Origin of the sequence: Streptomyces sp. NPDC020742 (assembly GCF_040641675.1) — a bacterium.
GTDB lineage: Bacteria > Actinomycetota > Actinomycetes > Streptomycetales > Streptomycetaceae > Streptomyces.
In genome coordinates this window covers 110230-133307 of record NZ_JBFAEA010000005.1, presented here as the reverse complement: position 1 = coordinate 133307, position 23078 = coordinate 110230, and the positions used below count along the sequence as shown (strand labels likewise).

22 protein-coding genes and 3 pseudogenes are annotated in these 23078 nt (G+C 70.3%); 15 read left to right on the top strand and 10 right to left on the bottom strand.

The window, feature by feature from the left end:
- Window positions 1-87: 87 nt before the first annotated feature.
- Together AB0G84_RS12070 and AB0G84_RS12065 are read right to left on the bottom strand one after the other, a co-directional pair.
- A complete protein-coding gene (locus AB0G84_RS12070; RefSeq protein WP_361318813.1) occupies window positions 88-657 on the bottom strand; it encodes a MarR family transcriptional regulator in 570 nt (189 codons plus the stop codon).
- A gap of 462 nt (window positions 658-1119) precedes the next feature.
- A complete protein-coding gene (locus AB0G84_RS12065; protein ID WP_361318811.1) occupies window positions 1120-1764 on the bottom strand; it encodes an SRPBCC family protein in 645 nt (214 codons plus the stop codon).
- Window positions 1765-1911: 147 nt separating this feature from the next.
- Between AB0G84_RS12065 and AB0G84_RS12060 the strand changes: the two are divergent.
- The 3 genes and pseudogenes from AB0G84_RS12060 to AB0G84_RS12050 all read left to right on the top strand — a co-directional run.
- Window positions 1912-2181 (top strand): annotated as a pseudogene (locus tag AB0G84_RS12060) (TetR-like C-terminal domain-containing protein); the annotation flags it as partial.
- Window positions 2182-2547: 366 nt separating this feature from the next.
- Window positions 2548-3753 (top strand): sensor histidine kinase, encoded by a 1206-nt coding sequence (locus AB0G84_RS12055; RefSeq protein ID WP_361318809.1) that lies wholly within the window; start codon window positions 2548-2550, stop codon window positions 3751-3753.
- Window positions 3750-4355, top strand: coding sequence for a response regulator transcription factor (locus AB0G84_RS12050; RefSeq protein ID WP_361318807.1), 606 nt, complete (start codon window positions 3750-3752; stop codon window positions 4353-4355). The genes AB0G84_RS12055 and AB0G84_RS12050 overlap by 4 nt, the downstream gene beginning before the upstream one ends.
- Before the next feature lie 81 nt (window positions 4356-4436).
- Here AB0G84_RS12050 and AB0G84_RS12045 read toward each other — a convergent pair whose 3' ends face one another.
- Window positions 4437-6176: a PH domain-containing protein gene (locus tag AB0G84_RS12045; protein WP_361318805.1), complete on the bottom strand. Its 1740-nt coding sequence runs from the start codon at window positions 6174-6176 to the stop codon at window positions 4437-4439.
- Entirely contained in the window at window positions 6173-6589 is a 417-nt protein-coding gene (locus tag AB0G84_RS12040) for a PH domain-containing protein (RefSeq protein WP_361318803.1), read from the bottom strand. The genes AB0G84_RS12045 and AB0G84_RS12040 overlap by 4 nt, the downstream gene beginning before the upstream one ends.
- 289 nt (window positions 6590-6878) lie before the next feature.
- On the opposite strand from AB0G84_RS12040, the gene AB0G84_RS12035 reads away from it, so the two are divergent.
- The 4 genes from AB0G84_RS12035 to AB0G84_RS12020 all read left to right on the top strand — a co-directional run bounded on the left by AB0G84_RS12035 (window position 6879) and on the right by AB0G84_RS12020 (window position 11686).
- The gene (locus AB0G84_RS12035) at window positions 6879-7376 is read left to right on the top strand and encodes an N-acetyltransferase (protein ID WP_361318801.1); all 498 of its coding nucleotides are present in this window, start codon (window positions 6879-6881) and stop codon (window positions 7374-7376) included.
- Window positions 7377-7646: 270 nt separating this feature from the next.
- Window positions 7647-8879, top strand: coding sequence for a helix-turn-helix domain-containing protein (locus AB0G84_RS12030; RefSeq protein WP_361318799.1), 1233 nt, complete (start codon window positions 7647-7649; stop codon window positions 8877-8879).
- 92 nt (window positions 8880-8971) lie between these two features.
- Window positions 8972-9994, top strand: a complete 1023-nt coding sequence (locus AB0G84_RS12025; RefSeq protein ID WP_361318797.1) for an ornithine cyclodeaminase family protein — start codon at window positions 8972-8974, stop codon at window positions 9992-9994.
- Window positions 9995-10342: 348 nt separating this feature from the next.
- Entirely contained in the window at window positions 10343-11686 is a 1344-nt protein-coding gene (locus AB0G84_RS12020) for an MFS transporter (RefSeq protein ID WP_361318795.1), read from the top strand.
- A 148-nt stretch (window positions 11687-11834) separates the two neighbouring features.
- On the opposite strand, the gene AB0G84_RS12015 is transcribed toward AB0G84_RS12020, so the two are convergent.
- Complete coding sequence (locus tag AB0G84_RS12015) at window positions 11835-12671, bottom strand: SDR family oxidoreductase (RefSeq protein WP_361318793.1); 837 nt, start codon at window positions 12669-12671, stop codon at window positions 11835-11837.
- Between the two features lie 96 nt (window positions 12672-12767).
- Between AB0G84_RS12015 and AB0G84_RS12010 the strand changes: the two genes are divergently transcribed.
- Both AB0G84_RS12010 and AB0G84_RS12005 read left to right on the top strand, forming a co-directional pair.
- Complete coding sequence (locus AB0G84_RS12010) at window positions 12768-13187, top strand: MarR family transcriptional regulator (RefSeq protein ID WP_361318791.1); 420 nt, start codon at window positions 12768-12770, stop codon at window positions 13185-13187.
- A 355-nt stretch (window positions 13188-13542) separates the two neighbouring features.
- Window positions 13543-14040 (top strand): hypothetical protein, encoded by a 498-nt coding sequence (locus AB0G84_RS12005; RefSeq protein WP_361318789.1) that lies wholly within the window; start codon window positions 13543-13545, stop codon window positions 14038-14040.
- Between the two features lie 98 nt (window positions 14041-14138).
- Here the strand turns inward: AB0G84_RS12005 and AB0G84_RS12000 are convergent, their stop codons facing one another.
- The gene (locus AB0G84_RS12000; protein WP_361318787.1) at window positions 14139-14834 is read right to left on the bottom strand and encodes an SDR family oxidoreductase; all 696 of its coding nucleotides are present in this window, start codon (window positions 14832-14834) and stop codon (window positions 14139-14141) included.
- Window positions 14835-14956: 122 nt separating this feature from the next.
- Between AB0G84_RS12000 and AB0G84_RS11995 the strand changes: the two genes are divergently transcribed.
- Window positions 14957-15799, top strand: coding sequence for a LysR family transcriptional regulator (locus tag AB0G84_RS11995; RefSeq protein ID WP_361318785.1), 843 nt, complete (start codon window positions 14957-14959; stop codon window positions 15797-15799).
- A 122-nt stretch (window positions 15800-15921) separates the two neighbouring features.
- On the opposite strand, the gene AB0G84_RS11990 is transcribed toward AB0G84_RS11995, so the two are convergent.
- Window positions 15922-17385, bottom strand: coding sequence for a UbiD family decarboxylase (locus AB0G84_RS11990; protein ID WP_361318783.1), 1464 nt, complete (start codon window positions 17383-17385; stop codon window positions 15922-15924).
- A gap of 65 nt (window positions 17386-17450) precedes the next feature.
- Window positions 17451-18101 carry a non-oxidative hydroxyarylic acid decarboxylases subunit B gene (locus AB0G84_RS11985; protein ID WP_361318781.1) on the bottom strand — a complete coding sequence of 217 codons (651 nt, stop codon included), beginning with the start codon at window positions 18099-18101 and terminating at the stop codon, window positions 17451-17453.
- Between the two features lie 98 nt (window positions 18102-18199).
- On the opposite strand from AB0G84_RS11985, the gene AB0G84_RS11980 reads away from it, so the two are divergent.
- Together AB0G84_RS11980 and AB0G84_RS11975 are read left to right on the top strand one after the other, a co-directional pair.
- On the top strand, window positions 18200-18643 hold the full coding sequence (locus AB0G84_RS11980) for a MarR family winged helix-turn-helix transcriptional regulator (protein WP_361319251.1): 444 nt from the start codon (window positions 18200-18202) through the stop codon (window positions 18641-18643).
- Window positions 18644-18771: 128 nt separating this feature from the next.
- Window positions 18772-19334, top strand: a pseudogene (locus AB0G84_RS11975) (SDR family NAD(P)-dependent oxidoreductase); the annotation flags it as partial.
- A gap of 283 nt (window positions 19335-19617) precedes the next feature.
- On the opposite strand, the gene AB0G84_RS11970 reads toward AB0G84_RS11975, so the two are convergent.
- Entirely contained in the window at window positions 19618-20397 is a 780-nt protein-coding gene (locus AB0G84_RS11970; RefSeq protein WP_361318779.1) for an SDR family oxidoreductase, read from the bottom strand.
- Window positions 20398-20560: 163 nt separating this feature from the next.
- Here AB0G84_RS11970 and AB0G84_RS11965 point away from each other — a divergent pair, with 163 nt between their 5' ends.
- Both AB0G84_RS11965 and AB0G84_RS11960 read left to right on the top strand, forming a co-directional pair.
- On the top strand, window positions 20561-21142 hold the full coding sequence (locus AB0G84_RS11965; protein ID WP_361318777.1) for a DJ-1/PfpI family protein: 582 nt from the start codon (window positions 20561-20563) through the stop codon (window positions 21140-21142).
- A gap of 249 nt (window positions 21143-21391) precedes the next feature.
- Window positions 21392-21772, top strand: coding sequence for a hypothetical protein (locus tag AB0G84_RS11960; RefSeq protein ID WP_361318775.1), 381 nt, complete (start codon window positions 21392-21394; stop codon window positions 21770-21772).
- Between the two features lie 76 nt (window positions 21773-21848).
- Here the strand turns inward: AB0G84_RS11960 and AB0G84_RS11955 are convergent.
- Window positions 21849-22400, bottom strand: a pseudogene (locus AB0G84_RS11955) (trypsin-like serine protease); the annotation flags it as partial.
- Between the two features lie 305 nt (window positions 22401-22705).
- Between AB0G84_RS11955 and AB0G84_RS11950 the strand changes: the two are divergent.
- Window positions 22706-23077: a CU044_2847 family protein gene (locus tag AB0G84_RS11950; protein WP_361318773.1), complete on the top strand. Its 372-nt coding sequence runs from the start codon at window positions 22706-22708 to the stop codon at window positions 23075-23077.
- Window position 23078 lies beyond the last annotated feature (1 nt).

Here is a 23078-nt window from a genome sequence, read left to right as displayed (position 1 = left end):
CAGCGCCGCCCGAACTTCGCGCGCCGGCAGGCGCGTTCTGCGCCACGGCCCGCCGCCACCCTCGGCCACCGCACGATCGTCAGGAGCTCACAGGCCCCCCGACGGTCGGCGGTGGCTGCTCCTATTCAGCCGGGCCCCATGCAAGATCGCAAAGTCAGAGCGGTCCACCCGCCCCTCGTCACCCTCGACGTTGGTGATCATCCTGCGCAGCACCTTGAGCGCGGCCACGTACTCCTCGTCGCTGATGCCCTTGTGCACCACGGCGCGCAGCTCGGTCACCAGCTCACGCAGCCGGGCTCTGGCGGCTTTCCCCGCATCGGTGAGGTGTAGGCGCTGCCCGACGTCGATCCGGAGCCATTCGCGGTGGAGCAACTGGTCGATGACCCGGGCGATTTCGTGCTGTCCGTCGGCCAGGGGTGTCAGTTGGGTGACCAGTTCCGCGCGGCTCGGGGCCGTGGGCCCGTACTTCACGCGGTTGAGCACCCAGTACTGCGGCTGCGTGGCGTCGATCTTGGCCATAGCGTCGCGCAGGTGTCGGGTGACGGCTGCGTGCGCCAGGCCGCTCCAGTAGCCGACGGGCTGAGTTGCCAGCATGTCGTCAGGGGCGGCTGGATCCGCCGGAGCCTGGTCGGTGGTGGTGCCGGTCAGCGGTTTCATGATGGCGAAGCTACCTTCCCCTGGCGTACGCGAACGCCATCGAATGCGGCTTGAAGGCATCATTTCGTTTCCCACGTCGAGTTCCGTGGCTCGGATGACGGTGAGAAAAGCGCGTGCGGCCATCGCGAGCGTGACGTGCCAGTACCAGCCCTGGTGGCGGGGGACTTGGTAGTGCTTCAGGCCGGGCGCGGCCTCGGCCGCGAGGCGGTGGCCCCCGCGCTCGCATGGGCGAGTCGCCTGCCGGGAACCGGTCAGTTCGTGGCCATCAGCAGAGCGTGAACCGGGCCCTGCGCCGGCTGCTGGAGGCGGAGTGGAAGTAGCTCACGCACCGGCAACCGGAGGTCCTGGGCTTGACGCTCTTCCCCTCGTGGGACTGACGGCAGAACCGCTCTGGAGGTCGCCGGACCCGCTCATCCTGCAGGGGCACGTGCTCGAGATTCCAGCGCGGACCCGATGCGTAGGTCAGTGTGGCCGGTTGTGGGTGCGGGCTTCGGCGGCGAACTTTAGGTCCCGCAGCCATGCTTCCAGGCCCGCGCGGAGGATCCTGGTCGCGGTGGGAACGTCCGCTTCGACCTGGGCGCCGGTGTGGCTCTCCTCGGTGCTCACGCGGACGCCGTCCTTGACCTCGACGAAGTGCCATACATGGACGCCGTCGATGCGCAGTCCTGTGCCGATCGCGGGGCCGGTCCAGCGGATGCACGAGTTGTGCTTGATCTGCCGGACGGTCGAGGTGATCTCCAGGCTGGTGGCGGGAGTTGAGGGGTTGGGGGGTATCGGGGTCCGCCACCGGAACGCCGAGCCCTTGCGGAGGGGGCCGTGGTCGAGGCGTTCCACGGTCTCGACGGGGGGCTGCCAGGACGGCCAGCGTTCCACGTCGGTCTGCAGCTTCCAGACGGTGCGCAGCGGGGCGTGGATCACCATCTCGGTCCGGTGGCGGACGAGAGCGTCGGGGGCGACGCCCTTCCCGCGGCAGGTGAGCGGGGTGCCGGGGTGGGAGGTGTGGGAGTCGGTGGCGCCGGCGGGTGCGGTAGCGGTGCCGAGGAGGCCGAGGGCGAGCGGGACGGTGAACAGGGTGGCGCGGATACCTGTGCTGCGGAAGCCGGACATGGCGTTCTCCCCTGTCGGTCGGCGGGCGTGTCTGTCGGTCGGCGGGCGTGAGGGCGGCCGCCAGTCGGGCGGGTCGCGCGCCCGCACCGTGCGTACCTCACGAGATAGAAGCTCATGTGTTCGTTAGAACTTGTAACGCGATGCGGAGCCGAGATCATGACGACCCTGCTCGACGCGTGCACGGTGCTTGCCCCGGATGGCGCCTCGACACCCTTCGGCACCTACCTGGAGGGCCACCGGGAGTGGGCCGCCGACCATCCCGCCCCGCCCGAGGCCCTCCACCGGTTCCTGACCTTCTGGACCCGCCTGCACGGCGTCCTGTCGTTGGAGCTCGCCGGCCACTTCACCGGCATGGACCTCGACCCCGCCCTGCTCTTCGCCGCCGAACTGGACGACCTGCTGGCACCCCGATCCTGAGGTCGTATGCGGTGCAACGCCCCTGGTGTGGTGGGGAGTTCGAGGGATCGAAGGGATGCATCGAGTCGGCGGGTAGGCCCCGTCTCCCTGCGGTGAGACCGATCGACCGAGTGGTAGGAGTCCGGTCACGCCGGGCGGCAGCTCGGACCGCCGCCACGTACGGAGCCGGCGCCGCCCCTGCATCGCCTGCCCCACCCGCACCCCCGCGGGGTCGTACGAAGGAGGCCCTTGGCCGTCACGTACGCCCAGCGCGGTGGGCAGGGGCTCGTGCCGGCTCACTCGCAGGAGGCCCGTCCCCGGGAACCTGAAGTTAGAGTGAGGGGCGGGAGGCGTGGTACCGGCTCGGTGCTGCGGAAGGGGAGGCCGATGAAGCAGGCGTTCGGCGCGCGTACGCAGCGAGTGGAGCGAGTGGGCGGACCAGCCGGGAACGTCTCCACCCCGGGCGCAGCGGTGGGGGCCACGGCCGCACTCATTCCCCTCTTCGGGCTGATCCCCTCGCTCGCCGCGTCGGCCAGCCCGCTCACCACCGTCCTCGTGGCCGCCAGTGCCCTGGCCCTCTTCGCGGTCTCCCAGGTGACCCTCGCGTGGTCCTCTCACTCCGCCCGGCTCGACGACCGGTTCCGGCTGGCGCTGCTGGTGCCGCTCGTGGCGCTGTCCGTGGCTCTCCCGCTGTGGCTCGGCAAGGACTGGACGATCCTGCTGACGTATCTGGCGGCCACCTGTGCCGTCGCCGTACCTCCCAGGATGACCCTGCCGGCGCTCGCGATATCGGTCTGCCTCGCCGTCTTCGTGGCCGAGCACGTCGACGGAGCGGACACCACCTCGCTGGCGGTGATGACCGCAGCGGCCGGCCTCTCCATGACCACCTACCGTCGAATCCTCGACCTCAACGCCGAGCTGCGGCGCACCCGTCGTGAACTGGCGCGCGCCGCGGTGACGGAGGAACGGCTGCGCTTCGCCCGGGACATGCACGACACTCTGGGCCACGACCTGCTCCAGCTCACCCTGCGCACAGAGGTGACGCGTCGGCTGTACCGGGCCCATGGGACGGACGTGGAGGCGGAGCTCCAGCAGATCGAGGACATGGGCCGCCAGTGCCTGGAGCGGGTGCGGGAGGCCGTCACCGGCTATCGACGGCTCAGCCTGCCCGCGGTCATCGAGGAGGCTCGGCCGACGCTGGCGGACGCCGGTGTCTCGGTGACGGTGGACCTCGCCACGGACCCGCTGCCCCAGGAAGTGGAGACGACGCTGAGTTGGGTGGTCCGCGAGGCGCTGACGAACGTCGTTCGGCACGCCCGGGCCACCCACTGCGGGGTCACGGTGTCCGCGGAGGAGGGCCGCGCAGTCCTGGTGGTGCTCGACGACGGCAAGGGGCCCGTCCGACGCCCGCTCTCGGGGCCGGGCGGGAACGGGCTGACCGGCCTCACCGAGCGGGTCACCGCCCTCGGTGGCTCGCTCCGGACGAACGCCGCGCCGGGCGGCGGCTTCCGCCTCCTGGCCACCGTCCCGCTCACGGGCTCCACGGGCTCACGGGGCCCCCTCATCAACTCCCTTACGGAAGGCACCATATGATCCGGGTACTCCTCGCCGAGGACCAGACCATGGTGCGCGGTGCCATCGCGACGCTCCTGGGGTTGGAGCCGGACATCGAGGTGGTCGGCCAGGCCTGTGACGGACCCGGCGCGGTCTCCGCCGCCCTGGAACTGCGTCCGGACCTGTGCCTGCTGGACATCGAGATGCCCGGCGGCAGTGGGCTGGACGCGGCAGAGGCTTTGCACACCGAGCTGCCCGAGACGAAGATCCTCGTCTTCACCGTATTCGACCGGCCCGGCCATGTGCGGCGCGCGCTCGAGGCCGGGGCCAGCGGCTTCATCGGGAAGAACCGGCCGGTGGACGAACTCGCGGTGGCGATCCGTCAGGTGATGGCCGGAGAGACCGTGATGGATCCCGCCCTGGCCGTCACCGCGCTGCGGGCCCCGTCCAACCCACTCACCCCCAGGGAGCGGGAGGTCCTGGCCGCGGCGATCGACGGGTCGCCGATCCCTACTGTCGCGGCGCGGGTGCACCTCTCCGAGAAGACGGTGCGTAACTACCTCTCCGCGGCCATCCAGAAGACGGACTCTGCCAACCGTTTCGAGGCGGCCCATACGGCGCGTGAGAACGGGTGGCTCTGAGCAGGGGCACGGGCTCCCCATGGGCCCCGGGCCCAGCGGCGTGTGGGCAGGCTCCGCACCACTGCTCCGCACCACTTGTGGCTACGCCGCCGGCGGCGTGCTTGTTCCGGGGTCGTCCTCGGCGCCGGTCTCGTTGGCCAGGAACGGTGCGAGCCAGTCGGGTCTGGCGGCGACGGCCAGCGCGGTCGCCTCCTTCGCCGGGAGGTCCAGCAGGTTGTAGTACTGGCGCCCGGCCGCCGTGGCCACGGTGAGGGTGGTCACCCCGGACCGGCGCTGGAAGAAGGACTGATGGAAGATCCAGCCGACGGCCGCGTCGCCGGACAGGACCTGGCGGCGCCGTACCAGCGACCCCTGACGGATCACCAAGTGGCCCCCTTCCAGCAGGGCGTGGCCGAGATTGCGGTAGCGGTCCCGGCCCACCAGCTCGGCGAGCGGGAGCAGCACCAGGGAAGCCGGGCAGCTCCAGGTGGGCCACTCGGCCCACAGCGACAGCACACCGGTCAGGGCGACGGCCACCACGGCGGTGCTCCGGACCCGGGTGAGTCGACGGCGCCTGGCCCCGGCACCGTGCCGGATCAGCGGGCAGTCCATCGGTTCCGCCTCCCCGTACACGGCCGCAGCCACCTCGCGGGCGCGGGCGAGCGGCGCCGGGGGCAACAGCAGCGAGCCGCCGTGCTCGGCCCCTCGTCCGGCCCGGAGACCGGTGGTGAGGGCGGTGCAACGGGCGCCGCGGACGAGGCGCAGCGGCAGCGTCTCGCTGATCTCGACGCCCCTGAGCCGGCGCCCTTCGATGGTGACCGAGCGCGTGGTGGCCAGGCCCCGGGTCAGCCGCACCGTGCCGTTCCCGAGTCGGGTGAGCCGGAAGTTCCAGAAGGACGCGGCGTAGCCGAGGGCAGAGAGCAGCGACACCGCCAGCACCCCCAGCACGACGGACTCCAGCACCGCCAGCGGCGTCGGCAGCGAGGAGAGCTGCCGGGCGAGAACACGCGCTGGAGGAAAGCGGTCGGGCCCCAGCTCCGCGGAGTTGAGGAACGTGACGGCCGATGCCAGCAGCACGCCGACGCCTGCCAGTCCGCTGAGGGTGCAGGCGCCGAACCGCACCCAGGCGGGCCGGAGCGCAGCGATCAGCACTTCCGCCGCACGGTCCGTATCCCCGCCGTCCTTTCCATGGTCCTCGTCGACGCTCACTTCACGGCCCTGTTCACGGCCCCAAGAACGTAGCTTCGTGGCGCGGGGACGACGGGGCCACCCGGCCCTGGCCGGACGGGGACGCGGCACGGGGGCACCGGAGTGCGGGGTGGCGCCGGCCTGCGGGGTATCGGCCTGGTCAGACGGTGCGGTGCGGTGCAGCAGCTCATTCCGCAGCTGCTCGGCAGCCGCGGTGTCCAGCGCGTCCAGTACCAGTCCGTCGCCGTGCCGGCCCGACCGGCCCGTGCCTATGGTCAGCCGCCGCAGTCCCAGCACCCGTTGCAGAACCCGAGCGCTGACATCGACCGACCGGATGCGGTCCCGGGGAACGGACCGCACCTCCCGGCGCAGCAGCCCGCTACGGACCTGCACATGATGGTCCGTCACCCGGTACGTGGTGGTGAAGTAACGGCCGAGGCCACTCACCAGGGCCAGCGCGAGGCCGATCAGGCCCCAGGGCTTCTCGCCGACGCGGCCGAGGAAGAAGACGCCCAGGAGCACCGGCAGGAACCGAAGCGCCTCGTGGAGGGGGTGGACCGCCAGCATGCGCGGACTCAGCCGCCGCCACGCGGGTTCCTGCTCGGTGTCCGTCACCGTTGTGCCCTCGGCGGCAGCAGCGGCTCGGGCCTTCATGTGGCGTCTCCGGACGTCTGTCCGGTCTGGGCAGTGAGTTCCTCGACCAGTTGTTCCGCGACGTCCTGGTCCAGTGCGTGGATCCGGACCGGTCCGCGGGCCGAGGCGGTGGTCACGGTGACGGAGACCAGGCCGAAGAGGGAGGCGAGCGGCCCCCGTTGGGTGTCCACGGTCTGGATGCGCGCCACAGGGGCGATCCGCCACTCCTGGTTGAGCCAGCCCGCCTGGGTATGGACGGCCACGGGGGCGACCGCCCAGCGGTGCACCCGGAAGCGCCAGCGGGGCATGACGGACAGATGGAGGGCCGCCAGCACCGCCGTCACCGGGAACAGCAGGTACTGCGGGCCAGGCACCGGTAGGTACGGCACCGTGTCGATCCGATCGTTCAGCAGCCAGCCGGCTTCCACCAACATCAATACGCCCCAACCACATCCGGCGCGAACGGCCCAGTACAGCGGGGCGCGCCGGCTGGCCGTCCCGTTGGGCGCCCGCAGGCGCACTGCAGCCTGCCCGGTGGCGCCCGTCGTCCCCTCCACAGCCGTCCCCTTCACAGTCGTCTTCCTCACCACTTCACACTGGCGGCACGGACGCCCTGCTCCCAGAGCTAGGTGTCCCGACTCTCCCGGGACACCTGTCCCTTGAGAGTCGGGACATCTCGTCGCCTGGATCCCCCCGCGCCAACTGGCTGTAACGTCGGGCCTTATGAGCTGGCTGCCTGACGACTTCGTCCACCCCGTCCATGTGCCCGTGCCCGACACCGCGGTTCACCTGCGGCCGATCCGGGAGGCGGACACCGCGCTCGACTACCCCGCCGTGATGGGTTCCCGAGAGCGCTTGTGGGAGATCTTCGGCCCGGCCTGGTCGTGGCCCCAGGAGACGATGACCTATGAAGAGGACCGGATCGACTTGCTGCGGCATGAGAGGGAGATAGCCGCGCACCAGTCGTTCAACTACGCGCTGCTGAACGAGGAGGAGACGGCGCTCCTCGGCTGCGTCTACATCGACCCGCCCGAGCGCATCGGCTCCGACGGCGAGGTCTCCTGGTGGGTGGTGGACGACCTCGTCGGCGGGGAGGTGGAGCGCGCGCTCGACGCGCTGGTGCCGCAGTGGATCGCCGCCGACTGGCCCTTCCAGCGGCCCCGTTATCTGGGCCGCGACATCACCTGGCAGGACTGGCTCGCGCTGCCGCGCGCCTCGTGACACGTCCGAGGGGGTGCGTGGATCCCGTTCGCCGCCGGGTGCCGCTGTGCGACGTGGCCGGCTGCCGGGCCGGTCCGGGACATCATCACGAGCGGGGCGCGGTTCCGCCGGCCACTTCTCGTCACGGGTCTGCACCGGCCCCGGCTCTTCCGCCCCCTTCAACGTGGGCACGGTGCGCGATCTCGCGCTACTGAAAGTGTTCACCGTACGCCGTACCCGCAGGGGCTATGTTGCACATGTGTACGACGTTCATCCATAGCGGGAGTCGCAGTGGTCCTGCCCTACACCGACGCGATCCAGCGGCTGGTCGACTCGCTGGCCGCCCGCATCCAGCATTCGGTCGCCGTCGACGACGAGCGCGGCAGCCTCATCGTGTGCAGCCGTCACTACGGGGACGAGGACCAGCTCCGTATCGACGTGGTGCTGTCCCGGCGGCTGCCGGCCCCCGTCGCCGAGTACGTCAACAGCTTCGGCATCGCCGCCTCTGCCACCCCCCGGTCGATACCCGCCGAGCCGTCTCTCGGGCTCAAGGACCGGCGGTGCTATCCGATTCGTGACCGTGGACGGCTGCTGGGTTACCTGTGGCTGATCGACGCGCACGCGGAGCGCTTCGATGAGGTGGTGGACGATTGCGTGGTCCAGTTGGCGGCACGGCTTCGGGAGCGGTCGCTCCAGGTGACCGAGGAGGAGCAGCGGCGCCGGGCCCTGGTGACCGACCTCCTGCACGGGGGAGAGGGCTCCGCTCGCGCCGCAGGGGACCTGGTCGACCAGGGGCTCGTCGGTGCGGGGGACGAGGTCGTGGTCATCGTGGCCGGGGCGACCACGGACCCCGAGGCGGTCGCCTCCGTGATCGCGGACGCCACCGGCCGGGGCGGTCGCGACGAGACGTCGGTGCGGGCGCTCACGGCCGCCGTGGGGGACCGCGGTGTGGTCCTCGTCGCCGGCCGGCAGGGGGCGGAGCGGGCGGCGGCACGGCTGGCCGAGGAGGTGTGGCGGGGGCTGCGGCAGCGCGATGCGGGGGGCGGCGGTGTCTTCGTCGGTGTGAGCAACGCCGGACGGCTCGATGAGGCTCCTGATCTGCTGCGTCAGGCAGTGCTGGCGGCGTTCGCCGCCGCCCAGCTGCCGGAGCTGGCGCCGGTCGTCTCCTGGCGGGACACCGGCGTCTACGGCCCGCTCATGATCGCCGCGATGACCGCTCCGGAGCTGGTGGTACCGCCGCAGATCGCCGATCTCAGCACCGGTGCCCGCACCGACTCCCTGGCCCACACCGCAGAGGTGTTCCTGGACGCCGCTGGGGACACCGCGGCCGCCTCCGAGCGACTGACGATTCACCGGACGACGCTCTACTACCGGCTGGCCCAGATCGAGAACAAGACCGGCTGGGACCTGAAGAACGGCCGTGACCGGTTGACCTTGCACTTGGGGCTGAAGATGCAGCGCCTCCTCAACAGCGACATCCCGGCTTTGCTACAGGGAGAGGACGCTCGGCGGGGAAGTTCCTGAAGCGCGACGATGCCGGCGGGGGCCGGGCGGCCGGAGACTGCGCGGAACCCGGACGACGGCCCGGGTGAGGATCGATCGTGAAGGAACCCCGCATGACCTTCCCCACGGACCGACAGCGCATCGCTGACCAGCTGAGCCTCGGCTCGGAGCTGCTCTACCTGTCCCGAAAGGACGTCGAACACCTGCAACTGACGCGGGACACCATCATGGAGCTGACCCGCCAGGCCCTGGTCGAGCACGGTCACCGCCGCTACGAGATGCCGGCCAAGATCGGTGTCCACCCGTACGACAACGTCTTCTACCACGCCATGCCGGCCTACTTGCCGGGGCCGGGGATCGTGGGCGCGAAGTGGATCGAGTGCTACCCGGACAACCCGCGCACGTTCGGTCTTCCGCAGACCACCGGGCTGTTGGTGCTCAACGATGTGGAATCCGGTGTCCCGCTGGCCGTCATGGACTCGGCGTGGCTGACCGCGATGCGCACCCCGGCGGTGACGGTTCTGGCCGCCGCGGCGCTACACCCCGGCGCCACCACGTTCGGGATGTTCGGCTGTGGCGTGCAGGGAAGGGAACACGTCCGCTACGCGGTCCTGGCGATGCCCGGGCTGGAGACGGTCTACGTCCACGACACGAACGAGGCCGCAGCGGATGCCCTGATCACACAACTACAGCCCGAACTGGGCCTGCGGATCATCAAGGGTGAGTCGGCCGAGGCGGTCACCAAGAGCGCGGAAGTGCTGAGCTCGGCGACGGTCATCCTGCGGGAGCCGCTCGCGGTGGTGAAGGACGAGTGGGTCACCGCCGGACAGACGATCCTCCCCTGCGACCTGAACACCTTCTGGGATCCCCGCACTTCCCGGCGCGCCGACAAGTACCTCGTCGACAGCGTCGAGGAGCACGAACTGTTCGCATCGATGGGGTACTTCCCCGACGGCCTACCCGAGGTCGTTGCCGAGACCGGCGAGGTGCTGGCCGGTGTGAAGCCCGGCCGTGAGAACGCCGACGAGATCATCGTCAACAGCAACATCGGCATGGCGGTCTGCGACATCGCGGTGGGCCACGCGATCATGCACCGCGCGCTGGAGCGCGGCGTCGGGTTGCGGCTCCCCCTCTGACCCGGCTCCCGCTCTGGCCTCCGGGTGGGGCAGGCGGCGGCGGAGGCCAGGGTGCGGTGCCGCTGAGCGCCTGCCGCCCTCAGGGGCACGCTCCTCGGCCGGTACCACCATCCACGGCAGGGCCGCTGCCCCCCCCGAACCAGGCCTGCCGGGCCGTTCGGCACGTCATCAGCCCCCGGCCATGCCGCCTGTCACTCCGCCCTGTCCCCGGTCCGAGCCGAACCGCCGAACGGCCAGGCCCCGCACGAGACACCGCCGCAGTACCCCCTACCCACGCCCCCGCGTCCCCCTACCCGACCGACCCGACCGAGCCGGCTCGCGCCACCCGAGCCGGCAGAGGAGTTCACCATGACCGCATCCAGCGTCCTGGACGACGCCCCCCTGAGCAGATTCCACAAGAGACTCGCCCTGTACTCCTCGGGAGGTCCCTTCCTCGACGGCTACGTCCTGAGCATCGTCGGCGTCGCCCTGGTGCAACTCGGGCCGCAGATGCACCTCTCCGACACGGCCCAGGGCCTGATCGGCGCTTCCGCCCTCATCGGCATCTTCTGCGGCGCCTTCCTCGGCGGCTACCTGACCGACAAGTTCGGCAGACAGGTGCTCTACACCATCGACCTCATCGCCATCATCGGTTGTTCCGTCGCGCAGTTCTGGGCCTCCGATCCGGTGTGGCTGTTCGTCCTGCGCCTGCTGGTCGGCATGGCCGTGGGCGCCGACTACCCGATCGCCACCTCACTGTTGGCCGAGTTCACCCCGCGCCGCTACCGGGGACCGCTGCTCGGCGGTCTGATGGTGATGTGGTTCGTCGGCGCGGCGACCGCCTACGTCGTCGGCGAGGCCCTGCTGTCCGTCGGCGACACCGGCTGGCGGTGGATGCTCGCCAGCGCCGCTCTGCCCGCCACGGTCATCGTGCTGCTTCGGCTGGGCACCCCCGAGTCGCCGCGCTGGCTGGCCAAGAAGGGCCGCCTCGACGAGGCCAACGCGGTCATGCGCAAGGTGTTCGGCAGCGAGGCCAGCGTCGCGGACCTCCCCGGGGAAGAAGGCGATAACGCCGGCCTGACGCTGCTGTGGCGGTCCGGCTACCTCGGCCGCATGCTGTTCGTCAGCGCCTTCTGGACGTGTTCGATCGTGCCGCTCTTCGCGGTGTACGCCTTCGGGCCACGCATCCTCGGCGCGCTCCACCTCAACGGCAGCCTGGCCAACATCGGCTCGGCCCTGATCACGGTCTTCTTCGTGGTCGGCTGCGTACTCGCCATGGTCGTCATCAACCGGATGGGCCGGCGGCCCCTGATCATCCACAGTTTCGCCTGGTCCGGTCTGGCACTCCTGCTGCTTGGCCTGTTCCCCGCCGCCCCGGCCCCCGTGATCATGACCTTGTTCGCCGCCTACGCCGTCCTCATCGGAGGCACCCAGAACCTCCAGTGGATCTACCCGAACGAGCTGTTCCCCACCGAGATCCGGGGAACCGCCGTCGGCCTCGCCTCATCACTGAGCCGGATCGGCGCGGCGGTCGGTACGTATCTCGTTCCGCTCGCCCTCACCTCATGGGGAATCGGCACGACGATGCTCATTGCGGCGGCCATCACGCTGCTCGGGGCCGTCCTTTCGATGCGCTGGGCTCCGGAGACCCGTGGCCTGGCCCTGCACGAATCCGCCGCCCTGGGCACTTCGGCGACCGCCGGTGTCGGATAGCGACCGAGAAGACCACCCGGCGCGGTGCCCTTCCTACGGGAACGAAGCGGGCCTCTGTCTGTCACTACCGGACAGAGGCCTTCGCGCTCCGGCTGGCCCGCTTGGTGGTTGTCGCCGGTGCCACCGCCCGCGCGCCCTGCTGAACTTCTTAGGCCACCCATCCGCCGGTCAGCGTCTGCACGGCCGCACCATCGAGGTCCTTGAGCTTCGCCCCGGCGAAGTCGCGCGCGGCGTCGGAGGTGAGGAGCCGGAAGGCGGGCCGCTCGGCCGCCAGCAGTTCGACCATCTGCGCCGCCACGTCCTGCGGCGTCTGCGCGTTGGAGAAGGCGCCGCGGGTGCGGTCCAGATAGGCGGACAGCGCGGGGGCGTACGGCCCGGCCTGCTCCAGGACGTCGTCGCGGACGCCCACATTGTTGACGAACTCGCTGGCCACGGCACCCGGCTCGACCACGCTGACGGACACGCCGGCCGTCGCCGCAACCGGCGCGAGGGACTCCATGAAGCCCTCGACCGCGAACTTGGCGGCGCAGTAGGCCTCGTTGAAGGGCTGGCCGATCACTCCGCCCACGCTCGTCACGGTCAGCACGCGGCCCTTGCTTGCCCGCAGCAGGGGCAGGGCGGCCTTCGTGACGTGCAGGACGCCGAAGAAGTTGACCTCCATGACGGCCCGCACGTCCTCGACGCTCTCCTGCTCAAGGGTGCCGAGGTGGCCCGCGCCGGCGTTGTTGACCAGTGCGTCCAGCCGGTCGAGGCCGGCCAGGCACGCCTCGACCGAGGCCGGGTCGGTCACATCCAGCGCCCGGACGTCGACGGCGACGCCGGCCTCCTCGGCCGCCGCCCGCAGCGCGCCCGCCTTGGTGGTGTCGCGCATGGTGGCGATCACCTGCCAGCCGCTCTGCGCGGCGGCAACGGCGGTGGCCAGGCCGATGCCGGAGGAGGTGCCGGTGATCAGGACGGTCTTGGTGTTCATCGTCTCGGTGCTCATCTTCGGGCCCATCTACTTATGAAGCATAACTAAGGTCAGCCATAACTATGGGATCGGTTATTTCACTTTGTCAAGTACATCGGTAGACTGCACGGCATGTCCCACGCACCGGATGAGCTGACCAAGGAGATCGTCGGCCTCCTCGCGGCCATCACCCGCCGCTACACCCAGGAGTCCGAGGCCGCCGCGACCGCCCACGGGCTGACCCCGCTCCAGGCCAAGGCGCTGCTCGCCGCCGAAGAGCCGGTCCCGACGCGCCGCATCGCCGACCGGCTGCACGCGGAGCCCTCCAACGTGACCGCGATCATCGACCGGCTGGAGTCCCGCGGTCTGGCCGAGCGCAGCCTCGATCCGGGCGACCGCCGCGTCAAGCGCGTCGCCGCCACCGAGGCCGGCCGCACCGTCGTCAGCGACCTCCGCACCCGGATGCCCTTCGCCGCCGCCCCGCTGGTCCAGCTCAGCACGGAGCAGCGCGAGTCCCTGCGTGAGCTGCTGCAACTGGTACTGGACGCGTAAGCCCACCGGCCGCCGTGATGGCGCTCTGTGGGGGAGTCAGGGCCTGCGGATCGGAGGGACCTCCGCTCCGCAGGCCCTGCGGCTGCAGCACCCTGAAGTCGACGTCGGTCGCGAGCAGTTCACGCGCGCCCGGCTGGGTTTCCCGGCCGGGCGTTTCGCGGATTCCCCCAACGGGCGGTGCCGGAGCAGGAGGCGTACGAAGCGCGCCTGCGTAGGTCCGTTGCCGACGCCCGGCCACGAACTCCGTACGCGCTCACCTCGATCCAGGGCTTCGCACACCGGCGGGGTGGCGACGCGAAAGCTGGTGGCTGACAGGGGCTGCTACGGTCGTTCGGTGATCACCACTGGGGGATGCGTGAGCGAAGACGCAGTGCACTTGCCGGCCGAGTGGAAGCGGCGAGCCGTATGGCTAGGGGGCGGGGCAGCGGTACCGGCCGCAGCCTCTGCGGCGATATGGCTGACATGGCTGAGCGACCGTCCGCTGAGCAACCTGCTGTGGGTCGCTGTGTCGACGGGGGTGCTCGGCTTCCTGCCCATGCTGGCGTGTGTGCGCCTGGCGCCGCTGTGCATCGATGCGCGGGGGATCACCGCCGGGAGCCGGCACGTTCCCTGGAGCGATATCGGCTTCGCGACCGTTCTCGAGGACGCGGTGCTCGCAGTGTGGCTCCGTCCCGAGATGTCCGGCTCTCCGGAAGGCACGGGGACGTTGCACTACCTCCACCACGAGAAGCGGTGGCTCGGTCGAGCCCGCCGTGCCGAGCGCTGCCGGACCATCGCCTCGGCCATCGAGCGGTTCGCGCCCGGCACGTACGTCACCGATGCGGCGGAGATGCGGCAACGCGCCGGCCTCTGACTACGCGCCCGTCTCCCGTCGCGGGCGGGGACTCACCGCAACTCACCGCCCCTCCCAGCAGAGGCGTCGACCATCCCGGCAGGGGCCGGTCACGGCAGCTACCAGGGCACTACCTTCCCCTGGTGATCGACAAAGTGCAGACCGGGCTCTCCTCGGTGGCGCTCGATCGTCTCCGCCACTCCGGGAACGCTCTCCTCCACGCTGAGATCGGCGTCGGGGCCACCGAGTTCGGTGCGCACCCAGCCCGGGTCGATGAGCAGCAGCGTCCGGGTGTCCTCGGTATTGCGGGCGGCGTAGCTGCGCATCAGCTGGTTCAGCGCGGACTTGCTGGCTCGATACAGGTCCTGCCCGCCGTAGGTGTTCAGGGCGATGCTTCCTTGGCTGGAGGACATGACACCGATGGTCCCGGTCGGTGCCACCAGCGGGCGGAGGGACTCCACGACGCGCATCGGGCTGAGTGCGTTGGTGACCATGACCTCGGTGAACATGTCCGTCGGGACCTCGCCGATGGGGACATCGCCGCGCGTGATGGCGGCGTTGACGAAGAGCAGGTCGAGGGTGCGCCGTGACAGTCGGTCGCGCAGTGCCGAGACCTGCTCCGGCTCGGTCATCTCCAGCGACTCGATGGTCAGTCGCCCTTCGGACGCTTCGGCCAGGTCGTGCAGTCCGGTGCGCCGGCTGCCGCGGACCGTGCCGATGACGTTCCAGCCGCGGCGGAGGTACTCGGCGGTGAGCCCGAGGCCCAGAGTCCGCGAGGCCCCCACGACGAGGGCGGTCTGGCGGGTGTCGGTCATGTGATTCCTTTGCGTGGCTCAGGACCGTCGCGAAACATCTTGCGCGGTCGTCGTGGGCAAGTCTCCGAGCGGACCCGGCCGGGCGTCCAATACCCTTTGGGCCGCGTTGATACCTTTCAGGCATGGATTTAGATCTACGAAAGCTCCGCTATTTCGTGGCGGTGGCCGAGCATCGGCAATTCGGCCGGGCGGCACAGGCGCTGTTCATCGCGCAGCCGGTCCTCAGCCGGCAGATCCGCGCGTTCGAGCAGGAGTTGGGGTGCCTGCTGTTCACGCGGACCACGCGCAGCGTTGAACTGACGTCTGCGGGGCGGCAGTTGTACGACGAAGCGCGAAGGATCAGCACGGTGGTGGACACGGCGCTGCGGCGCGTGCACGAGGCCGAGCGGGGCGAGCAGCGGCTCGTCGTCGCCTTCTCGCCCGGCCTGCATGTGTCGGAAGCGATCCGGGCGTTCACGGCGAGCCATCCGCAGGTCACGATCGATGTGTTTCCGCTGCGCTGGTGGGAGCAGGACGCGCCGCTTCGCGACGGTCGCGCGCACGTCGGCTACCTCCGGCATCCCTTCGACGATGCGGGGCTGCACACCGTCCCCATCGGACATGAGACCAAGGTCGCGTGCCTGCCCGTGACGCATCCGCTGGCCGGCAGTGACTCACTCACGTCGGCCGATCTCGACGGTGAGCCGATCCTCGACGTCAGGACGCGGCGGACCTCCTCGCTGGAGGAGAAGTTCGAGCTCATCGCCTCCGGGCAGGGCATCGCGCTCGTCCCCCGCGGCGTCGCGGGCTCGTACTCCCGCCCTGACCTCTGCTACCTGCCCGTCACCGATTCCCTGCCCGTCGAGACCTGCCTGGCGGTACCGGAGAGCAACTGCGCCGGCCCCGCACTGGACTTCCTGGACATCGCCACCGCAACACTGCGCCGGCACTCCGGTGATGCGGAGAGGGAGGAAGCGGGTCCCTGAGCCCGGCGCCGGACCGCAGCGGCCGCCCGCTCCAGGGGACCGGTACCGGGCGGCCCCTGGAGGCCGCCCGGTGTGTTCAGCCGCGCTGAGGTGTCCCGAACCCGTCGTTCCTGCTGCCGAGTTCAGTCGTTCCAGTGCTCCAGCACCCGCTGCTGCACCTCCTGCGGGAAGATGAAGCGGAAGGAGCTCCGGGGCTCGCGGCCCTCCTCGGTGGAGGGGAGCAGGGCGTCGTAGGTGACCTTCGGTCCCTTCGAGTCGTGCCGCTCCTCGGGCGTGTACACGGAGAGCAGGGGCAGCACCGTGCCCTCGCGCACGATCCGCCGGCCGGTGGGGTGCACCCGGGTGGCGAGCGCCCACATCAGTTCACCGGTGTCGGAGGCGTCCACGTCGTCGTCGAGGACGAAGGTGCGGGGTATCAGGGGTTCGAAGCGCTGGGCGGCGATGACGTCGGTGATCCGCTGGGTGAGGTCGCCGGTGGAGAGCCCCGGGAGCTTGTCGCGCCAGTCGGTGGCGACGCTGGCCACCAGGAAGTGCGAGGCCCCGGCGAACGGTTCCCAGGCGGAGGTGACGGGCAGGCCCGCCGCACGCAGCGCGGTCAGGACTTCCGCGGCCAGGGTGAGGCCGGTGGCCGTGTGGTACTCGTCGACGGGTTCGCCTTCGACCACGGTCGGCCAGATGGGGTTGTCGCGGTGGGTGATGGCCTCGATGGTGTAGACGGGCTGCATCGAGGTCTCGCTCGGACGGTAGCCGGCGAACTCGCCCATCGGGCCCTCGATTCCGGTGCGTTCAACGGACAGGTGCCCCTCGATGACGATCTCGGCGCTCGCCGGCACCTGGAGGTCGACGGTCTCGCACTGGACCAGTTCCAGGGGCTCGCCGAGCAGGGCGCCGAGGTAGCCGGCTTCCTCCACGCCGTCCGGCAGGGGCATGCCGGAGATGAAGGGCAGGGCCGGCTCGCCGCCCTGGACCAGAGCGAACGGCATCGGCTCGCCGCGGTCGGCCCACTGCTGCCACACCTGGGCGAGGTGCTGGGGGTGCAGCACCAGACCGGTCATGTGCGTGTCATCGATCATCATGATCCGGGCGATGGACCAGTTGGTGAACGACCCGTCCGGGGTGCGGGCGACGATGGTGCCCCAGGTGTTGACGTAGGGGCCGCCGTCGCCGTCGTGCAGCAGCGGGGTCGGGAACCGGGTCAGGGAGGCGTCCTCGCCGAGCAGGACGTTCTGCTTGCACGGTGCGCTGTCGACCAGCACCGGCGGGAGCGGCTCACGGGTACGGGCCTCGGCGAGGGCGTCGATGATCTCGCGGGCGCCGGCGGTGGAGTCGAGCCCGAGGGAGAGCGCGATACGGGCCAGCGGACGGCCGGGAGCGGAGCTCAGGGCGCCGGGAGCTCCCAGCAGCCGGAAACCGGGCGCCGTGCCCTTGATGTGGGTGAACAGGGGCGCGGGGGAGACGGTCTCGTAGGAGCGGCGGATGATCGCGCCGACCTCCAGGTCGGGATCGACGAGCCGGTCAACGGTGCGCAGGTCGCCGAGTGCGTCGAGAGCGTCGAGGTAGGCGCGCAGGTCCTTGATACGGGCCATGGGGGTTCCTTTCCTTCAGGGCCGTCGAGGCGCTGAGGCGGCGCCACGACGGGGGGTTCCGTGGCTCAGCCGACCGACCGGCCGGGAGCGGTGCTGTCGAGAGGGGCGACGGGGCGGGCGTGGGGGGTGCGGGCGTGGGGTGCGCGGGCGGTGGTGGGGCCCTCCCAGCGGACCGCCCGCTGACTGTCCAGGCCGAACTGGTCCATCACGCGCGCCACGAGGTGGTCGACCACGTCGTCCACGCTCGCGGGCCGGTTGTAGAACGCCGGCATGGGCGGGAGCAGACTGACGCCCATCCGGGACAGGGCAAGCATGTTCTCCAGGTGGATGGTCGACAGCGGGGTCTCCCGCACCACCAGGACCAGCCGCCGCTGTTCCTTGAGGTGGACGTCCGCCGCACGACTGATCAGGTCGCTGCCGTAGCCGGCCCGGATCGCGGCGAGGGTCTTCGCGCTGCAGGGCGTGATGACCATGCCGTCGGTACGGAACGAACCACTGGAGATCGACGCCGCCTGGTCCTCCGGCCCGTGCACGACGTCGGCGAGCCGGGTCACCTCGCGCGCCGTCCAGTCGGTCTCCAGCTCGACGGTGGCGCGGGCCCAGCGGCTCATCACCAGGTGGGTCTCCACATCGGGCTGCTGCTGGAGCTCCTGGAGCAACCGGATGCCCAGGATCGCGCCGGTGGCGCCCGTCATTCCTACGACCAGTCGCCGCATGACCCTTCCTTTCGTGCACGAAGTATTCGTGCACGAATTTACACAGTGGGCTGGCAGAATGAAACCTCTCCGCACGCCGCACAAACCCGGAGGCCGTCATCACCACGCCGCAGACACCCCAGTACCTGGCGGGTTCCCCCCTGCACCTGCTGCGGCGTGCCCTGCAGAGCTACTCCGCAAAGTGGCAGGAGGTCGTCGGCGACGTCACCCCGCCCCAGTACGCCGTGCTGCTGACCGTCCACGAGTGCCCGGGCATCGACCAGTCGCGACTCGGTGACATGACCGGAATCGACCTGGCCACCCTGGCGCCCCTCGTGCACCGCCTGGAGCTACGGGGCCTGCTCGCCCGCGAGGTCGACCCCGCGAACCGCCGCCGGAAACTCCTGACGCTCACCGGCGATGGCGACGCCACGCTGGACCGGATCCGTCCCCTCGGTGAGGCGGTCGACGCCTCCGTCGTCGGCGGCTTGCCGGACGCGCAGCGCGCCGCACTGATGGAGGCGTTGCGGTGGATCAGCGGCGCCGGACACCGTTCGGACTGAACGGCCGGTGCTCGGCGGGCAACCCGGGCACGCAATGCTGCCGCATCCATCCGAACCGCCCCGCATGCACGCCCACGCGCCCTAGGATTCTGGCGATCCCCCTACGCGACGTTCTCAAGGCACTGGGTATACGGCTGGCGGGCAAGACGGCACTCATCACGGGAGCGGCCCGGGGCATAGGCCGCGCCACCGCGATCGCGTTCGCACGGGAGGGGGCTGACCTGGTGCTGCTGGACGCCTCCGAGGACGTTGTGGGCTGTCCGTATCCGCTGGGTACCAGGAGCCAGCTCCGGGCGACCGCCGAGGAGTGCCGTGCCGCGGGTGCCTCGGTGCTCGACCTCGTCGGCGACGTACGGGACGGCGAGGACTGCGGACCGCTGCGGACGGCGCGGTGGAGCGCTTCGGCGGCATCGACTCGCTGGTGAACAACGCCGGGATCGCAGCGCCTTCAGGCCGGCCGGTGCACGAGATCGCCAAGGACGAGTGGAGTCTGATGCTGGACATCGACCTGTCCGGCTCCTGGCGGGCGATGCGGGCGGTGCTGCCGGCCATGGTGGCGCAGCGCTCGGGGAGCGTCATCAACGTGGCGTCGACCGCGGGCATGGTGGGGTACCGCTACTTCGCGGCCTATGGGGCCGACAAGCACGGACTGATCGGCCTCACGCGCGCGGCGGCGCTCGACTACGCACCGCACGGACGGGGGATTCACCGTGCGCTGAGCGCCCGGGCGGCAGGGAGTCAGACCCCCTCGGCGGTGCTGACGTCCTGCCGCGCCACCTGCTCCGGTTCCTGCGCCGCGGTGGTCGTGGTGCGCAGTGCGCGGGAGTGCAGGGCGGCCACGCCGGTCACGGTGACGCGGCCCTGCCCGGGGCCTCGCGTGAGCGGGCCCTGGGCGCGGCCGGCCGACGTCAGGAGCTAGGCCCGGCGCCGGCGAAACCCTGCCCGTTTCGGCAACAGCCCGCCGCGCACCCGACTCAGTGCACGGAGAACCCGCCGTCGACGAAGATCGCCTGCCCGGTGACGTAGCCGGAGGCGCGGCTGGCCAGGAACACCGCCGCTCCGGCGAAGTCCTCGGCCAGACCGTTGCGCCCGACCATCGTGCGCGCGGCCAGCGCCGAGACCTTCTCCGGGTCGGACGACAACCGTGCATTGAGCGGGGTCATGACGAAGCCGGGCACCAGCGTGTTGCAGGTGACGCCGTGCGGCGACCACGCCTCGGCCTGGGAGCGGGCCAGCGACTCCAGCGCCCCTTTGGAGACCCCGTAGGCGCCGCTCTGGACGAACGCCCGGTGCGCCTGCTGGGAGGTGACGTGGATGATCCGCCCGAAGCCCCGCTCGGCCATCCCGGGCCCGAACCGACGGCCCAACAAGTAGGGCGCCTCCAGGTTCACCGCCATGGTGGCGTCCCACACCGCCTCGTCCAACTCGCCCATGGGCGGCCGCAGGTTGATCCCGGCGCTGTTGACGAGGACGTCGGGCTCGCCGAACACCTCGGCTGCCTGCTCGGCCGCCGCGCGCACCCCGTCGCGAGTGCTCAGGTCGGCGCTCACCCAGGCCGCCCGACCGCCGCACCCGGCCAACTCGTCCACCGTGGCGATCAGTTCCGACTCCTTGCGCGCCACGATCACCACGCTCGCCCCCGCTTGCGCGAGGGCCCCGGCGATGGCTCGGCCGATGCCGGAACTGCCGCCCGTCACCACGGCGACCCGGCCGTCCAGCGAGAACAGTTCGGAGAGGTAGCTATCAGAGGTCATGCCCGCACCCTAAGCCGTCCCGTAAGTGATCTTCGGGGCTTCCTGGCACGACCACCTCACGATGGGTCGGGGCCGGACGGGAACCATTCGACCGGCGCGACAGACTTCTGGTGAAGCGTCCGCGGCAGCCGCGGACGCTGCACCGACCAAGGAGGCACAGACGATGCCCTTACGCGTTCAGATCCTCGTGTACGACGGGGTGGAGGAGCAGGACTTCATCGGGCCGCGTGACGTTCTCGGGCACGCCGAGCGTGCGGGCGGCCAGGTACGAACGACACTGGTGCGGCCAACGGCTCCCGGCGGGGTGACATGCTTCTTCGGTACCGAAGTCACGGTGCCGGCCGCATGGGAGCCCACCGACACCGATCTTCTGATCGTGCCGGGCGGCGGCGACCAGCTGATCAACGATCCGGATGTCCTACGGAACCTCGTACGGGCCCAGCAGGCCGGAGTCACCGTCGCCGGTGTCTGCACAGGGGTCATGGTGCTGTCCGCGGCAGGCCTGACCAAGGGCCGTCCGTGCACGACACACCACCTCGCCAAGGCCGAGCTGGCCGCCCAGGGGGGCAAGGTGATCGACGCTCGCGTCGTGGACGATGGGAACCTGGTGACCGCGGGCGGTGTCACCAGCGGAATCGATCTGGCGCTCTGGATGATCACTCGCGAGTGCGGAGCATCCATCGCCACCACCGTCGAGTCGGTCATGGAGTACGAGCAGCGCGGTGCCGTCTGGCGAAGCTCCTGATCGCCGTCGCGGGGGAGCGGCTTCGCTGAACTCGGCGTAGTGCCACGTGCGCCATCCCTCTGAGGCTCCGTCCCCCTACCTTGCGTGTCTTCGCCCGGAATCGGTCAGTCCTCGGCGGGAACTGGACGCATGGGTAAAAGGCGGTAGATAAAGAGGGATTGACCCTTAGTATCTGTCACCTGTCGTTATGGCTTGGTCAAGGGGGATGGGGCGCCCAGGCTCCTGTCGACAACAGGAAACGGGTAGGTCATGCAGGTCGGCGCACTTGCCATGGGTGCAGGCATGTTCTTGTTGTTCCCCGCAGTTCCCTGGATTCTGTTCCCCGGCCGCCGAAAGGCGGGAGCTGTGTCGGCGCTGATATGGGCGGGGGTGTGCGGTACTTGGGTGCTGAAAACTCTCGGGACGGAAGCTGTCGGGCTCCTCGTCGTCCTCATCCTCAGTTCCCTCGTCCGCGCGATCGCTGAGATGTTCGGGGCGTTTGCCCCATGGCGCGAGGTGTCTGCGCATTGCGCAACCTGCACCGACGCCGCCTCGTGCGGGGTGTCCCACCAATCGGACGGGATCCCCTACACCTTGGTGGCCTTTCTCGCCGCCCTGTTCTTTCTGGTGGTGTACCTCGCATGGCTGTAGAACGAAGGCTTTGGACGCGGCCCGGCGCCTCACCACGGACAGCGCCGGGGCCAGCTGCTCGACCTCGCCGTCATGGCTACCGCCGGGTGACGGAGCGGATCCAGGTGAGTTGCTGGGCGATCTCCCCGGCCTCGGCGATCTCCTCCCGGTCGGAGCCGTCGAAGACGCCGAGAAGGGTTTCGGTGCCGCGCGGGGAGACACTCATCACCGGGCCTCCGGAGTCCCCGCCGGCGGGAATCCCGGACACCTTCTCCATGCAGAAGTCCGAGCCGCCCGGTGCGGTGTAGCCGGCACAACGGGGGGCGTCCGGCCGTACGACCCGCAGGTCCGACTGCTTGAGCACAGGGGACTGGCAGGTGTTCTCGTCCCCGGTGCAGGTGGCACCCCATCCGTACTGCCGCACGGCCTGGCCGAGGTGGACCCGGGCCGTGGCCAAACGCGCCGGGCGGACCTTCATCGGCGGGACCTTGATGAGCATCATGTCGGCATGGGCGCTCCCCACCCGCTCACCGGGCACCGGACGGACCGTGGTGCCCTTCCGCACGTCGAGGTTGCCGACGCGGAAGGTGATCCGCTCGTCGGCGATCGGCTGTGCCTGCGCGAAGAAGCAGTGCGAGGCGCTGAACAAAATTCCCCGAAGGATCCCGGCGTAACGGCCTCGTGGGTCATCCCGCCGCAAAACACCGATCACCGGACGGCGGCCAGTGCGGCTCTGCACCTCTCGCCGTCGCCCGCGCATTCCGTACCGCGTGGCGGCAAGTGGCTCGTCGTTCTGGTGATGCTCCGTCAGGCAAGGGCAAACGGTCCGCTGGGGGAGCAATGGGGTTGGCCGGTAAGCCTGTTACGTCTTTGACCGGCGACGATGGAGTGATCAGTGAGGTAGCGTGCTGTGTGGCCTCAGGCGGGGAACGGTCGGATGTGACGGGGAGCACGATGGCGTACGTGGTGGAGCTGCCTCTCGATGCTGGCGGTGAGGGAGCCGGCCAGGTCGTGAAGGTCGAGGTCCAGGAGCAGCCGTCGGACGGGCTGGTCAAGGTGGCGCGGCCCGGACAGGTGGTGGCCAGGGCGACCCGCACCATGGGGGACATGCTGTCGGGAGTCCGGCCCGTGGCCCAGCAGTTGGTCAACACGTTCGGTGAGATGGCGCATGGCCCGCAGGAGATCACCGTGGAGTTCGGCCTGTCACTGTCAGCCGAAGCCGACATCCTGATCAGCAGCAGCACCGCCCAGGCGAACTTCACCGTGGTTCTCAAATGGGATCGCAGAGGGAACCGGACGGAGGAAGCAGCCGAGCGGGAGCGGTGAG

What these genes read in the sequence shown, in the direction of transcription:
- AB0G84_RS11990 (WP_361318783.1), bottom strand. Translation starts at nt 17,385, where the DNA reads ATGGCCCGTATCAAGGACCTGCGCGCCTACCTCGACGCTCTCGACGCA.
- AB0G84_RS12010 (WP_361318791.1), top strand. Translation starts at nt 12,768, where the DNA reads ATGTCCCACGCACCGGATGAGCTGACCAAGGAGATCGTCGGCCTCCTC.
- AB0G84_RS12055 (WP_361318809.1), top strand. Translation starts at nt 2,548, where the DNA reads ATGAAGCAGGCGTTCGGCGCGCGTACGCAGCGAGTGGAGCGAGTGGGC.
- AB0G84_RS12000 (WP_361318787.1), bottom strand. Translation starts at nt 14,834, where the DNA reads ATGACCGACACCCGCCAGACCGCCCTCGTCGTGGGGGCCTCGCGGACT.
- AB0G84_RS12045 (WP_361318805.1), bottom strand. Translation starts at nt 6,176, where the DNA reads ATGAAGGCCCGAGCCGCTGCTGCCGCCGAGGGCACAACGGTGACGGAC.
- AB0G84_RS12035 (WP_361318801.1), top strand. Translation starts at nt 6,879, where the DNA reads ATGAGCTGGCTGCCTGACGACTTCGTCCACCCCGTCCATGTGCCCGTG.
- AB0G84_RS11985 (WP_361318781.1), bottom strand. Translation starts at nt 18,101, where the DNA reads ATGCGGCGACTGGTCGTAGGAATGACGGGCGCCACCGGCGCGATCCTG.
- AB0G84_RS12050 (WP_361318807.1), top strand. Translation starts at nt 3,750, where the DNA reads ATGATCCGGGTACTCCTCGCCGAGGACCAGACCATGGTGCGCGGTGCC.
- AB0G84_RS11995 (WP_361318785.1), top strand. Translation starts at nt 14,957, where the DNA reads ATGGATTTAGATCTACGAAAGCTCCGCTATTTCGTGGCGGTGGCCGAG.
- AB0G84_RS12040 (WP_361318803.1), bottom strand. Translation starts at nt 6,589, where the DNA reads ATGTTGGTGGAAGCCGGCTGGCTGCTGAACGATCGGATCGACACGGTG.
- AB0G84_RS12015 (WP_361318793.1), bottom strand. Translation starts at nt 12,671, where the DNA reads ATGAGCACCGAGACGATGAACACCAAGACCGTCCTGATCACCGGCACC.
- AB0G84_RS11965 (WP_361318777.1), top strand. Translation starts at nt 20,561, where the DNA reads ATGCCCTTACGCGTTCAGATCCTCGTGTACGACGGGGTGGAGGAGCAG.
- AB0G84_RS12065 (WP_361318811.1), bottom strand. Translation starts at nt 1,764, where the DNA reads ATGTCCGGCTTCCGCAGCACAGGTATCCGCGCCACCCTGTTCACCGTC.
- AB0G84_RS11950 (WP_361318773.1), top strand. Translation starts at nt 22,706, where the DNA reads ATGGCGTACGTGGTGGAGCTGCCTCTCGATGCTGGCGGTGAGGGAGCC.
- AB0G84_RS12020 (WP_361318795.1), top strand. Translation starts at nt 10,343, where the DNA reads ATGACCGCATCCAGCGTCCTGGACGACGCCCCCCTGAGCAGATTCCAC.
- AB0G84_RS11960 (WP_361318775.1), top strand. Translation starts at nt 21,392, where the DNA reads ATGCAGGTCGGCGCACTTGCCATGGGTGCAGGCATGTTCTTGTTGTTC.
- AB0G84_RS12025 (WP_361318797.1), top strand. Translation starts at nt 8,972, where the DNA reads ATGACCTTCCCCACGGACCGACAGCGCATCGCTGACCAGCTGAGCCTC.
- AB0G84_RS12070 (WP_361318813.1), bottom strand. Translation starts at nt 657, where the DNA reads ATGAAACCGCTGACCGGCACCACCACCGACCAGGCTCCGGCGGATCCA.
- AB0G84_RS11970 (WP_361318779.1), bottom strand. Translation starts at nt 20,397, where the DNA reads ATGACCTCTGATAGCTACCTCTCCGAACTGTTCTCGCTGGACGGCCGG.